The organism is Hymenobacter sp. DG25A (genome assembly GCF_001280305.1).
Lineage (GTDB): Bacteria > Bacteroidota > Bacteroidia > Cytophagales > Hymenobacteraceae > Hymenobacter.
The window spans coordinates 907636-920000 of the sequence record NZ_CP012623.1 but is presented as its reverse complement, the minus strand read 5'-3'; the positions used below and the strand labels follow the sequence as shown (position 1 = coordinate 920000).

The 12365-nt window shown below is 57.4% G+C and carries 11 protein-coding genes; 6 read left to right on the top strand and 5 right to left on the bottom strand.

Annotation, left to right across the window (positions count from 1 at the left end):
• The first annotated feature begins 74 nt into the window (after positions 1 to 74).
• The 3 genes from AM218_RS03875 to lysA all read left to right on the top strand — a co-directional run bounded on the left by AM218_RS03875 (position 75) and on the right by lysA (position 3403).
• The gene (locus AM218_RS03875; protein ID WP_054412014.1) at positions 75 to 431 is read left to right on the top strand and encodes a hypothetical protein; all 357 of its coding nucleotides are present in this window, start codon (positions 75 to 77) and stop codon (positions 429 to 431) included.
• A 405-nt stretch (positions 432 to 836) separates the two neighbouring features.
• Positions 837 to 2174: an aspartate kinase gene (locus tag AM218_RS03870; protein ID WP_054412013.1), complete on the top strand. Its 1338-nt coding sequence runs from the start codon at positions 837 to 839 to the stop codon at positions 2172 to 2174.
• Between the two features lie 83 nt (positions 2175 to 2257).
• On the top strand, positions 2258 to 3403 hold the full coding sequence (lysA, locus tag AM218_RS03865; protein WP_054412012.1) for a diaminopimelate decarboxylase: 1146 nt from the start codon (positions 2258 to 2260) through the stop codon (positions 3401 to 3403).
• A 182-nt stretch (positions 3404 to 3585) separates the two neighbouring features.
• Here lysA and AM218_RS03860 read toward each other — a convergent pair whose 3' ends face one another.
• Positions 3586 to 5238: an ArnT family glycosyltransferase gene (locus AM218_RS03860; RefSeq protein ID WP_054412011.1), complete on the bottom strand. Its 1653-nt coding sequence runs from the start codon at positions 5236 to 5238 to the stop codon at positions 3586 to 3588.
• Positions 5239 to 5367: 129 nt separating this feature from the next.
• Here AM218_RS03860 and AM218_RS03855 point away from each other — a divergent pair, with 129 nt between their 5' ends.
• Entirely contained in the window at positions 5368 to 5976 is a 609-nt protein-coding gene (locus tag AM218_RS03855; protein ID WP_157547511.1) for a sce7726 family protein, read from the top strand.
• 32 nt (positions 5977 to 6008) lie between these two features.
• Here the strand turns inward: AM218_RS03855 and AM218_RS03850 are convergent, their stop codons facing one another.
• Positions 6009 to 6707, bottom strand: a complete 699-nt coding sequence (locus tag AM218_RS03850; protein ID WP_157547510.1) for a hypothetical protein — start codon at positions 6705 to 6707, stop codon at positions 6009 to 6011.
• Between the two features lie 214 nt (positions 6708 to 6921).
• On the opposite strand from AM218_RS03850, the gene AM218_RS03845 reads away from it, so the two are divergent.
• On the top strand, positions 6922 to 8430 hold the full coding sequence (locus AM218_RS03845; RefSeq protein ID WP_054412008.1) for an SDR family oxidoreductase: 1509 nt from the start codon (positions 6922 to 6924) through the stop codon (positions 8428 to 8430).
• A 262-nt stretch (positions 8431 to 8692) separates the two neighbouring features.
• Complete coding sequence (locus tag AM218_RS03840) at positions 8693 to 10531, top strand: prolipoprotein diacylglyceryl transferase family protein (protein ID WP_054412006.1); 1839 nt, start codon at positions 8693 to 8695, stop codon at positions 10529 to 10531.
• On the opposite strand, the gene AM218_RS03835 is transcribed toward AM218_RS03840, so the two are convergent.
• The 3 genes from AM218_RS03835 to AM218_RS03825 form a co-directional block, all read right to left on the bottom strand.
• Positions 10528 to 10755, bottom strand: coding sequence for a DUF2905 family protein (locus AM218_RS03835; protein ID WP_054412005.1), 228 nt, complete (start codon positions 10753 to 10755; stop codon positions 10528 to 10530). The genes AM218_RS03840 and AM218_RS03835 overlap by 4 nt on opposite strands.
• A 94-nt stretch (positions 10756 to 10849) precedes the next feature.
• Positions 10850 to 11959: a transglutaminase domain-containing protein gene (locus AM218_RS03830; protein WP_054412004.1), complete on the bottom strand. Its 1110-nt coding sequence runs from the start codon at positions 11957 to 11959 to the stop codon at positions 10850 to 10852.
• A gap of 131 nt (positions 11960 to 12090) precedes the next feature.
• Entirely contained in the window at positions 12091 to 12363 is a 273-nt protein-coding gene (locus tag AM218_RS03825) for a hypothetical protein (RefSeq protein ID WP_157547509.1), read from the bottom strand.
• Positions 12364 to 12365 lie beyond the last annotated feature (2 nt).

The following is a 12365-nucleotide window of genomic DNA, read 5'->3' as shown; positions in this document are numbered from 1 at the left end:
GAAACCATGCGAGATGCTTCGGCAAGCTCAGCATGACGTTCTGTTTTTACTTTCTACATAAAATTCTTTCCCTCATGGTCGAAGTAACAAAAGAAGGCAGCAACATCCTTTTCAATGTGAAAGGCCTGCACAAGCTCTGGGCATTCAAAAGCCAACTGCAGATACCGGCGGCACATATCCGCAGCGCCCGGCAGGATGCGGAAGCGGTGAAGGGGTGGTGGAAAGGCTGGCGCATGCCCGGCACCAGCATTCCGGGCTTATTTAATGCCGGCACTTTCTTCAAGGATGACCGCCGCATTTTCTGGGACGTGTACCACCAGAAAAAGGCTGTGATTATTGAACTGGAGCACGAGGAGTATGATCAGCTGATTATCGAAGTAGAAAACCCGGAGGCGGTTATTGCTTTGCTTTCCAGCCCACAAACAGCCTAGTCTTTTCCAGATATAAATAACTTAAATCCTATCCACATTAATTACCTGGTTGGGCCTGCGGAAGATTTTTTTCAGCCGAAAGGCACCGAAATTATTCGCAATGCGTTACTTTCGCCTCGAACACTACTTCCCACTCCGGGAAGGCTGATTTTCTGCTGATGCTTTTTGCCTCGTTCCGTCCTATTTCTACTGCTCTGCTGCTGGCTGCTGCCGGGAGTGTGCGTGCGGACGCATCAGCAGCCAAGAAGATGGTCAAAAAACATAAGAAATGCCGCCTGGCATGACCGTCGCCCCTGTTCGAAACTTTCAGCCTTGAACTACCCGCGCCGGTCCTCCCAGACCGGCGCTTTTTTTTGCCCTAACCTGCCTTTCCTTCGTACCTGAGTAAGCACACCTGAATAGCATATGAAAGTCTTAAAGTTTGGCGGTACGTCCGTCGGAACGGCGGAGCGGATGCGCACCGTTGCGGAATTGATTCACGCCAACGACCCGCGCATTGTGGTGCTGTCGGCTATGTCGGGCACTACCAACGCTTTGGTTACCGTGGCCCGTTTGCTGTATGACGGCGAGGTGACGGCGGCCACGGCCCAAACTGAGATTCTGCGCCAGCACTACCTGATGGTAGCCCGCGAGCTGCTGCCCCAGGCCGAGGTGGCCGCGGCCACCATTAGCCAGCTGGATGCCTGCTTCCGGGCCATTTTTGACCTGATGCGCAACCCGCTCACGCCCGTGGGCGAGCGGCTGATTCTGGCCCAAGGCGAGCTACTGAGCACCCAGCTGTTCCACCGCTACGTGACGGATATTCTGGGTCGCGAAGCCGTGCTGCTGCCCGCCCTGGACTTCATGCGCCTGGACAAAGACGAAGAGCCCGACGCCGACTACATTCAGGAGCACCTCACGCAGCTACTGGCTGAGCATTCCGGGCAAAAACTGTTCATCACCCAGGGCTACATCTGCCGCAACGCACAGGGCCTCATCGACAACCTCAAGCGCGGCGGCTCCGACTATTCCGCTTCCTTGATTGGCGCTGCAGCCCGCGTAGAGGAAATCCAGATCTGGACCGACATCGACGGCCTGCACAACAACGACCCACGCGTGGTGAAGGACACGTATCCTATCCGGGAGCTGTCGTTTGATGAGGCTGCCGAGCTGGCGTATTTCGGGGCGAAGATTCTGCACCCCAGCTCTATTCTGCCGGCCCGCCAGCACGGTATTCCGGTGCGGTTGCTGAACACCCTGCAACCCGAAGCGCCCGGCACGCTCATCTCGGCCAAAACCGGCTCGGAAGCTATTAAGGCGGTTGCTGCTAAAGATGGACTGGTGGCCATTAAGGTGCGCAGCAGCCGCATGCTGCTGGCCCACGGTTTCCTGCGCCGCCTGTTTGAAGTATTTGAGCGCTACCGCACGCCTATCGACATGATAACCACCTCAGAAGTGGCCGTGTCGCTCACCATTGATGATTCCTCGCACCTGCCCCAGATTCTGGAAGAGCTGCGCAGCTTCGGCACCGTGGAAACCGATGAAAATCAGACCATTGTTTGTCTGGTAGGCAACTTGATTCAGGAAAACCACGGGGCGGCGTTTAAGGTATTTGAGGCCCTGCAGGATATTCCGCTGCGCATGATCAGCTACGGCGGCTCGCCCAACAACATCAGCATCCTCATTAATACCCCCGATAAACTCCGAGCGCTGACGGCCCTCAATGAAGGCCTATTTCGCCGCAAAGCGGAAGCCGTCGCCTAGCCCTTCTTCCCGCGCTGATTTTACTTGTTCTGGCCGGGGTCAGGCTACAGCTCTGACTCTGGCACACCGCCTCTATTGCTCCAATGGCTTTCACCTTGCCCGCGGGCGTCCTCGACCGCCCCACTCCTTTTTTTTACTATGACCTCTGCCTGTTGGACCAAACCCTGGAGGCGCTGCAGCGCGCTGCCCGGCCGCGGGGTTTCCAGGTGCACTATGCCCTGAAGGCCAACACCAACGGCCCGCTGCTGGCTCACATCCGCGAGCACGGCCTGGGGGCCGACTGCGTGAGCGGCAACGAGGTGCAGCGTGCCCTCTCCGCCGGTTTCAAACCCGACCACATTGTTTTTGCCGGTGTGGGCAAGTCGGATGCGGAAATGAACCTGGCGCTGGCCGCCGATATCTGGTGCTTTAATGCCGAATCAGTAGAAGAGCTGACGGTGCTTAATGAGTTGGCCGGCGCCCAGAACCGCCGCGCCCGCGTGGCCCTGCGCATCAACCCCAACGTGGATGCCTACACGCATCCGCATATCACCACCGGCCTCGACGCGAACAAGTTCGGCATCAACCTATCCGATTTGCCGGCCGTGATTGATCAGTTCGAAACCCTGACCAATCTGGAGCTGATTGGCCTGCACACGCACGTGGGCTCCCAGATTACCAACCTCACGGTGTTTGAAAAGCTCAGCCACAAGCTGAACGAGCTGCAAACCTGGCTGGAAGACCGGGGCCACTTCCTGCCCCACCTCAACGTGGGCGGCGGCCTGGGCATCGACTACCACGCCCCCGACACCAACCCGATTCCGGAGTTTGAGCGCTATTTCCGGGTATTTGAAAAATACCTGGTGCGCCGCCCCAACCAGCAGGTGCACGTAGAGCTGGGCCGCTCCGTGGTAGCGCAATGCGGCTCCCTGGTGAGCAAAGTGCTCTTCGTAAAGCGCAGCCAGCAAACCAATTTCGCCATTCTGGACGCGGGCATGACGGAGCTGATCCGCCCGGCTTTGTACGGCAGCTACCACGCTATTCAAAACCTCACCAGCCAGGGCGAGGCGCAGCCCTATGACGTTGTGGGCCCCATCTGCGAGTCCTCGGACACCTTTGGCCGGCAAGTGCTGCTACCCGAAACCCGCCGCGGCGACATCGTGGTTATCCGCTCCGCCGGGGCGTATGGCGAGGTGATGTCATCCAGTTATAACCTGCGGGAAAAGGCGGAGGCAGTGTATTCGCTGTAAAGCGTGTAAAGGCGTTATTGAGGAGCCTTTAAAACACTCCCTTTAAAAGCCTGTCATCCTGAGCTTGCGAAGGACCTTCTCACTACTGAACGACTTGCGTAACAACGACTCGTTCTTTCGTGAGAAGGTCCTTCGCAAGCTCAGGATGACAGGCTTTTTTTATAGCACTTCTTTAGCAGTTATTACCACCAAATGGTCCACTTGCCCATTTTCTCGTGCTGCTTGAAATAGCGCAGCAGCCACTGCCTTTGGGCGGGCAGCTCGCCTTTTACCAGCAGCACCGGCTGGCGTAGGAGCAGGCTGCCGAGATACGGCTCTTCCTGCGGGTTTTGCAGGTTGATAAGGGTGCGCTTCCAGGTGTCATTCGGCTCGAACTGCGTTTCGCGGGCCAGGGCGTGGTTGCCATCAAAAATGGACACCGGAATCTTTCCCGTCTCAAACGCCAGGGAAGGCAGCAACTCGTTGTAAACCAATACCTGCCGCTGATCCAGGTGCTTTTCCCGCAGAAACTCGGCCAGAGGGCGGCTGCCGTTGAAGGCCAGCTCGTTTTGCTGTAGTAACGGTTTAGCGGCAAGCAGCAGGGTAATGGTGAACAGGCCGGCGGCTACCAGCAGGCGCGGCACTATCCGCACTTCATCCCAGAGCGTGAGCAGCAGCACCATGAGCACCACACCGCCGCCCGCCAGGCCGGCCGTGAGCGTACCGGCTTCAATGGGCAGGCGGCTATCTATGCTGAGAATCGGTAGCAGACAAAGAGCACCTAATAATAATCCCCAGAACGCCAGAAACCCCACATACCAACGGTGCAGAACCGCGTCGGTCAGGCGACCCAGGTAATACACCGTGAGCAGAGCCATACCCGGGAAAATCGGCAGCACGTACAGCAGCAGCTTGGATTTGGAGATAGAGAAGAATACCAGCGGCACCACCACCCAGAAAATAAGCACGTTGCGCCACTGCTGTGGCACCATGCTCCAGCGGGTGCGCACGGCCTGCGTAATCAGCGCCACCGACCACGGCAGACTGGTAGCCGGGGCCAGCAGCAGGTAAAACCACCACGGCTTTGCCCGGTTAAACGTAGCCGCATTGGCAAAGCGGTTTACCGTGTGCTCAAAGAGGAAATACCGCAGGAAAGCCAGGTTTTCGGCCATTAGGTACAGATACCAGCTCAGGCCCACCAGCAGAAACACCACTATGCCAATAACATGGTGGCGCGTGAAAGGCAGCCGGGGCTGCTTCTGTTTAAAATAATGCCCGATAACCACCATCAGCGGCAGCACAAAGCCAACCGGTCCTTTGGTGAGAAAGGCCAGCCCCAGCCCAATCCAAAACAGATACAGCCAGCGTGCGCCGCCCCTATAGTAATAGCGCAGAATACCGTAGGCCGCGGCCAGCTCCAGCATGGCCAGGTAGGCATCGGTGGTAACGTTGAGCGCGGAAATCAGAACAGCGGGCAGGGTTCCGTAAATAATAGCCGCCGCCAGGGCCCGGGCGCGGTCCTGCTGAAACAGCAGCAGGCCCAGGCCATACACCAGCCAAATCTGCAGCAAAACGGCCAGCACCGGCAGCACGCGCACGCCCAGCGCCGTTTCCCCGAACAGCCCTAGCCCGGCGGCAGTCAGCCAATACGTTAACGGAGGCTTATGAAAATGCTGAATCCCCAGCAGGCGCGGGTGCAGCCAGTCCTGGCCCACCAGCATTTCGCGGCCAATTTCGGCGTAGCGGGCCTCGCTGCTTTCCAGCGGCCCCCACACACCCAGCCCAATCAGAAACGACAGCCCCAGGGCCGCCAGAAATAACCAAAGCCAGGTGCGGGAAGTAATGGGCAGCGGCATACGATGAGCAAAATTCAACAACCAATAACGGAGGCGAAGGTAGGGCACCAGGACATTTCAGGCCGAGGTTTTATTTCTAAGGCCCCGGCAACCGCCGTATCTTGCGGCTTGGTAATGGCCTGATTTGTTGTGAACGACCCCGAAATACGCGCCTTGTTGTATCCGCTGCTGCAGAGCGGAATGTACGTGGATGAGCTGCCCACCGGCACCACCCGCGCCGATGTGGTGCACATTACCGAGCACTTTATGCACGGCTACGAGCTGAAAGGCGACGCCGACACCCTGCAGCGCGTGGCCAAACAGCTCCCTTGCTACAGCCAGGCCTACGATTTCGTCACCTTCGTTATCACGGAAAAGCATGTTTTAAAGCTCGTCCCCCTGCTCCCCGAATGGGTGGGTATTCTGGTGGCTTCGGCCGATGGGCTGCAGCTGCACCGCCCCGCCTTGTACAATGCCACCGTGGAGCGCCCCGCCGTGGCGGCTCTGTTGAGGCTGGAAGAAATAAAGCAGTTCCTGCTGGCCCGCGGCCTGGCTGGCGTAAGCACCCTGCGCCGCCGCGAAGTATTGAGCTTTCTGCGCACCACGCAGCTGGTGCCGCTCTCGGAGCTGGCGAAGCATGTGCGCGAGCGACTGATGGGCCGTATGGAAGAACGACTGGCTTTTCGGGCCGAGCGCAAAGCCGAACGGGAGAAACGCCCCGCCCGCAAAAGCCGGCGACCCAAGAAGCGCAAACGCTGATAAAGAATATCAGCTTGTGTAATTACCATTTATTAAGGCACTCGATTCCAAGCTTCATGCTTTCGGTCAAATAGCTGAATAACACCTGCCTGCTGGTCATAATACAACTGAATAATATACTGCTTTTGGGTGCAGCTGGTACACGGATAAGGATCTGTAGCTGCTGCATACATGGGCATTACTTTGCTATACAATTTCCCATTAATATCCAGTGATGTAAACCTGTATGAATTAGGCTCGGGAGGGAAGTTTAGAATGTTGCGGACTAGGCCCCATGTATTATGGTTTGGGTTGATGTTTCCAACATAGGTATCCCAGCGCCCGGCAGCATAGAATCTTCCCTTATCAAAGGGCGGATTTTCTTCCTGAGCTCCGTAAGGTGGTTTCCGTCCAAAAATTAGCTCGCAATAGGCTGCTGAATCCAAACGCTGAATGGTGACTATTGCCTCATCGTAATAGTAATAAGTAGAGTTACCAAAGAATCCACCCCAGCTACTCTTGGAATGGCGCTGTTCATCAATATCTAATACCCTATAGCGCATTTTTTGGCCGGCCTTTTCAAAGGTCCATTCATCTCCCACTTGCATTTGTAACCATAGCCGGTCTTCAGGTTGGAATGTGTAATACGGTTTGCCATCAAAGGCAGGACCTGGAGCTGCTTCTTCCTTTTTACAGGCCGCAAATCCACACACTATAGCTATAAGAAACACCCTCAAGAATAATTTACACATGATTTCTAGGCCCTTCTAATTTGATAAGGAGAGCAACCTAAACCGCTATTGCCTACTTACAAAACGAATTCGGGAGGAAAACCGACTTTTGCCAGCTCTTTTTCAAACCTTTAAAATCCTTGTAACCAGCTATTTTAAGTAGCTCATATTCGACTTCTTATAAACTAATTGTGGGCTGATTGATTCCTAATTGGAGACCATACTTAGCCCGCATATGAAAATTCTGCTCACCGGGGCTACCGGCTACATAGGTCAGCGCCTGCTGCCGCTGCTGGTGGAAGCCGGCCACGAGGTAGTGTGCCTGGTGCGGGATGCCCGCCGCTTCCAGCTGCCCGCCGGGCAACAAAATAACGTTACGGTGGTGGAAGGCGACCTGCTCAAGCCCGAAACGCTGCACACCTTTCCCGCTGATCTGGACGCCGCCTACTACCTGGTGCATTCCATGAGCGGGCACACCAAGGATTTTTTTCGGGCCGAGCAGCAGTCGGCACAGCACTTTGCGGCGGCGCTTAACCAAACGGCAGCCTGCCAGATTATCTACCTCTCCGGCATTGCCAATGACCGGGCCCTGAGCACCCACTTACGCTCCCGCCGGGCCGTGGAAAAAGAGTTGAAAAAGTCGGCCAAAGCGGCGCTGACGGTGCTGCGGGCCAGCATTATCATTGGCTCGGGCTCGGCTTCGTTTGAGATTATCCGGGATTTGGTGGAGAAGCTCCCCGTGATGGTGACGCCCCGCTGGCTGAACTCGCGCTGCCAGCCCATTGGCATTCGGGACGTGATGTCCTACCTCACCGCCGTGCTCAACAACCCGGCCTGCTTAGGGCGCAGCTTTGATATTGGCGGGCCCGATGTGCTCACGTACCGCGAGATGCTGCAGGGGCTGGCGGCCGTGCGCGGCTACCGGCGCTATATTATTACGGTGCCGGTGCTCACGCCGCGCCTGTCTTCCTGGTGGCTGTACCTGGTCACAAAAACTACGTTTTCGCTGGCACAAAGCCTGGTGGAAAGCCTGCGGAATGATACCGTGGCAGACCCCGCCCGCAGTATTCAGGAAGTGATTCCCCATCCGTGCATGTCGTACCGGGAGGCGCTGCAGCTGGCGTTTCAGCGCATTGAGCAAAATGAGGTGCTCAGCAGCTGGAGTGACGCCCTGAGCAGCGGCGTAATGCCCCGCAACTACATGGACCACATTCAGATGCCCCAGCACGGCATGCTCCAGGACCGCCAGACGCTACGCTTCACGCGCGACCCGGAGCAGGTGCGCCGCAACATCTGGCAGATTGGCGGCGACCGTGGCTGGTACAAGGTAGACTGGCTGTGGAAGGTGCGCGGCTTCCTGGATAAGCTGGTGGGCGGCGTGGGACTGCGCCGCGGCCGCCGCTCCCCCACCGACCTGCGCGCCGGCGACCCGCTGGATTTCTGGCGCGTGCTGGTAGCCGACCAGGAAGGCCGCCGCCTGCTGCTCTACGCCGAAATGAAGCTGCCGGGTGAGGCCTGGCTGCAGTTCCGCATTCTGGACAACCCGGATGGTTCGCACACCCTGGAGCAGCTGGCGGCCTTCCGCCCTTACGGCCTGGCCGGGCGCCTGTACTGGTATGCCATGCTGCCGTTTCATGCCGTCATCTTCAAAGGCATGGTGGAGAATATTGTGGAGTATGAGGCCCCGGCCAGGAAGCCGCAACGCGCACCTGGCGTGGACGTTTCCCCATCCGCTAAGCATTAGGCCCTTGATTTCCGGAGCCATCTGATTAATAATATAAGTCTGATTTATTGCATATAAACAACAATCAGCCAAGTATTTATATCACATTTGATTATCTGTATCGAGTCGGAATAGCCGAACTTTTAGAATAGCAATCCACAGCAACTCCCTTATTATTGATTCGGCTTAAAAGCGGGATTTAACGCTTGCAGAAACCTACCATCCGGGGTTGCAGCTGCCTGTATGCTGGTTAAGTCTTGTATCACCGTCTATACTTCTATCCATGGGCCCTGTACCCAGCCTGCTGTGGGCTATTCCTGCTGATCCGCATTTCGATTTTTATACCCTATTCTATGTTCTGGCTTTCACGCTAAACCTGGGCTTGCTGGTTTGGGAGGGGCATCGGCGGGGGTACCCGCTGCGCACCTGGCTGGTGGTGCTGGCCTGCACAACTTTGATGTTTATTATCGGCACCAAGATGCTGGCGTTTACAGGGCCGGAGTGGCGGGGCCTGCTGCTCACCGGGCACTGGCCCGATTCGGAAGCCCGCACGGTGTTGGGCGGCGCGCTGGCCGGCACGCTCACGCTCCTGGCTTTGCGACGCCCCTTTGGCTTTAGCTGGCACGTATTTGATGCCTTTACCTTGCCCATGTGTGCGGCACTTATGGTGCAGTGCGTGGGCTGCACGCTCACGGGCTGCTGCTTTGGCGAGCTGACGCACAGCAGCTGGGGCCTCACCTACCCGCCCGATACTTTGCCGTATCTGTGGCAGGTTTCGCAGGGGCTGCTCCCGGCCGGGGCCGCGCATTCGTTGCCGGTGCATCCTACGCAGCTCTACAGCCTGCTGGCGTGTGCGGCAGTAGGCGGAGTGCTTTTACTGACCCGAAATCGGGCTTGGCCGGGCGGCAGCCGCCGACTACTGCACATGGGGCTGCTCCTGGCGGCCCGGTTCCTGATTGAGTTCTGGCGAAACCCGGCCGGCGAGCAGGTAGGGGCCGCAGAGCACATGCATGGCGGTCTGCTTTTAAAGCAGGTGCAATGGGCGCTTTTACTGTTAGCGCCGCTTTTCTTGCTGGGGTGGGCATTGTTGATTCGTCGGGCGGCACAGCCTGAGCGGGTGCCCGGTAATTATCCGGTGCGCAACCTGTTGGGCGTGGCAGGTATGCTTGTGCTTACTGCCTGGCTAGGGCAATGGGCCCTTACGCTGCCGGAGGTACTGGTAGTGAAAGTAATGCTATTGGCTGTGATTCTGCTGGAGGGTGGTGCATGGTTACTAGGCACACCGCAGGCAGTTCGACCCTTCCGTGTGTCGGTACCGCTGGGACTTGCCTGCACCCTGTTTTTGCTCACCAGTCAAATCCCTGCCGATTCCGCCCAAGCCACCCCGAAAAGCTATTATACCGTGGCGGCGGCCTGGAGTCAGGGCTCCTTTCAGCGGCAGCAAAACACCTATGGGGGCGGTTGTGGCGGCAACAGTGCGCTATTACCTTACCAACATGAGTACACCACTGGCTCGCTGGATGTTTCTAAAACCATCATGCCCAGCTATGATGCTACCGGGAGCCATAAGGCGGAGAAAACCTTTGGCCTGCGCCTCCACCTGGGTAGCGACCAGCAAGTACCCCTATTCGATGATTCGCTACAGATTTCGTCCAGGAAAAAGCACACTTCCCTTTACAGCCTAAACCCCTACATGCAAGGCGACCGGCGGTACTTTGGCGTGGGACTGGGCTTGATGTTTGGTAATCTGGGCTACCACGAGAGGAAATACGGAGATGAAATAAGCCTTGTGGAAATACAAGGCTCCTTACGCTTGGGCCAGCGCCAGTCCGTTTATGCGCAGGCCGACTATAACTTTTTGGGCTATGGCCCCGGCAATCCGCAGCATCGGTTAGGGGTAGGCACCGGATTTGGCGGAACACGCTGGCGCCTGTTAGCGGGTGGCGCACGGGCCAAAGGCTACGAGTTACTACCCGGTACCAGCCGCTGGTCGGGTTTTGCGGAAGCCCGGGGGCAGCTTGCCCCCCACTGGGGAGTAAATGCGTTTGTGCTATTTGGCAATGAGTACCAGCGCCAGGTAGGTATTCAGGTGAGCCGCCGCCTCGGCGAGAAAAGCCGCTAGCCCAGCCGGCGCACCAGCCAAATAATCAGGCTGATCAGCAAGCTCACCAGAAGGATAGAAACCAACGGAACATAAAGCCGAAAGCCCGGCCGCTCCACCCGGATATCACCCGGCAAGCGGCCGAACCAGCTCAGCAGACTTCCGCCGCCCAGCCAGATAAAAGCCCCTAGCACGGCCAGCCCCAGGCCAAGTAATAGAAGAAGTTTGCCGAGTTGGGGAGCCATTGTGTTTGCGTGTGAGTATACCCAATGCGTACGCACACTACCGCAAACGGATACCTCCCCAACCGGCTGCGTGCCCGGCAAAAACAGGCCGCGCTTACTCGGGCTTGGCGTAAAAAGCTGCCAACGAACGGGTATAGAGGCAGTAGTTGATAGGATTCTGCACCTGAAACACGGTTGGTTCCTTGGCGCCGGCGGGCACCAGCATCAGGCTACCCTTGCCATTCACTTTGGCGCGCTCCAACCCCAGCCCTTCGCGGTTGTCGAACTTCACATCCAGGTAGTACAGGTAGGGCGCAATCCAGTTTACATAGCTCATTTTGCTGGCCCCCGACAGGCTACGGATTTCCAGGTCTTTGTAATGCTTGGCAATGGCTTGCTGAAACTCCACCGCGTTCAGCGGCTTGCCTCGTAGCACAGGCATTATGTCCCACTGCCCGTCCAGCAGGACCCACTTTTGCAGATCGGGCAGCCAGGTTTCCAGCAGCACGTGACCGGCGCCGCTCTCTGTAGTTTCCACATCTTTGGTTTTCAGGGCCAGCACCCGTGACTTCAACCCGAAAGCATTCAGGCAGGAAGTGGCCACAATGCCGTATTCCACGCAGCGGAACTGCTTGCCCAGCTTAACTTCTTCCAGAATGGAAATGGCGTCGCTCTTGGTGGGCTGATTGCTGCCGTTGTGGTCCCACTGCTGATGCACCCAGTGCAGCAGGCGCAGGGCACGCTCGGTGTCGTTTTGGGCACCCTGCACCACGGCATCCAAGTTGTACTGCTGGCGCAGCTGGGTGAGGTAAGTGTTGCCGCTGCCAGCCTCGTAGCGGAACGCATACGGCGGGGTCGGGCGCGCCCGCTCAAAACGCAACGGCTCAATGGCAAACGCCGTGGCGCGCAGTTCCGTCAGGGCATAGCGGCCGTCGTCGAGGCGCACGTAGAAGCGTTGGGCACTGCTTGGCTTCAGCGTGTAGCTAATAGAATCCTGATCGGTGCGAAACACCACGGTTTCTTTGCCCGCGTGCAGGGTCAGGTTCAGCACGTCGGGGCTGGCTTCGGAGGCAATGCGCCAGTTGCCTTTTACCCACTCCCGGCCCAGGCGGTAATCAGCCTGGGCCTGGTGCGCCTTAATGACGGGCAGGCCCTGGTAGGTGGTGGATTGAGCAACAGCAGTGCCGCAGGATAGCAGCAGGCCACACAACAAAAGAGGTTTCATGCGGATTATGAAATATAGGTTTATCCGCATAGAGGCATCAACCCCGAAAACCGTTGCCTAGCTGGTCGATTTTTTAGCTTACTCCATAGCCCGCGGCCCCCGAACTAACGGTGTCCCGGCTTTCCCCAATCTCAGCTTACCAACGCTAAAAACACTACCGTAACGCCCACTACAATGAGTACGTACGCCGCCAGCGCCCACCACTCGACCCGCTGCCGGAAGTCATAGGGGAAGCGCTGCCGGATGCGCTGTTGCACCCACACCGAGGCCATAAAGCCGATGAACACCAGTACAAGCGCCACCTGGCTAGGCAGCATCTGCCGGAACATCAGCAGCAAAGCCAACAATGGCAATAATCCCACGAGGTAGCCCAGCAAACGGGCCGTGAATAAGTTGGTAGGCATAA

Coding starts and splice junctions, on each gene's coding strand:
- AM218_RS03840 (WP_054412006.1), top strand. CDS start 8,693: ATGGGCCCTGTACCCAGCCTGCTGTGGGCTATTCCTGCTGATCCGCAT.
- AM218_RS03875 (WP_054412014.1), top strand. CDS start 75: ATGGTCGAAGTAACAAAAGAAGGCAGCAACATCCTTTTCAATGTGAAA.
- AM218_RS03830 (WP_054412004.1), bottom strand. CDS start 11,959: ATGAAACCTCTTTTGTTGTGTGGCCTGCTGCTATCCTGCGGCACTGCT.
- AM218_RS03870 (WP_054412013.1), top strand. CDS start 837: ATGAAAGTCTTAAAGTTTGGCGGTACGTCCGTCGGAACGGCGGAGCGG.
- AM218_RS03825 (WP_157547509.1), bottom strand. CDS start 12,363: ATGCCTACCAACTTATTCACGGCCCGTTTGCTGGGCTACCTCGTGGGA.
- lysA (WP_054412012.1), top strand. CDS start 2,258: ATGGCTTTCACCTTGCCCGCGGGCGTCCTCGACCGCCCCACTCCTTTT.
- AM218_RS03835 (WP_054412005.1), bottom strand. CDS start 10,755: ATGGCTCCCCAACTCGGCAAACTTCTTCTATTACTTGGCCTGGGGCTG.
- AM218_RS03860 (WP_054412011.1), bottom strand. CDS start 5,238: ATGCCGCTGCCCATTACTTCCCGCACCTGGCTTTGGTTATTTCTGGCG.
- AM218_RS03850 (WP_157547510.1), bottom strand. CDS start 6,707: ATGTGTAAATTATTCTTGAGGGTGTTTCTTATAGCTATAGTGTGTGGA.
- AM218_RS03845 (WP_054412008.1), top strand. CDS start 6,922: ATGAAAATTCTGCTCACCGGGGCTACCGGCTACATAGGTCAGCGCCTG.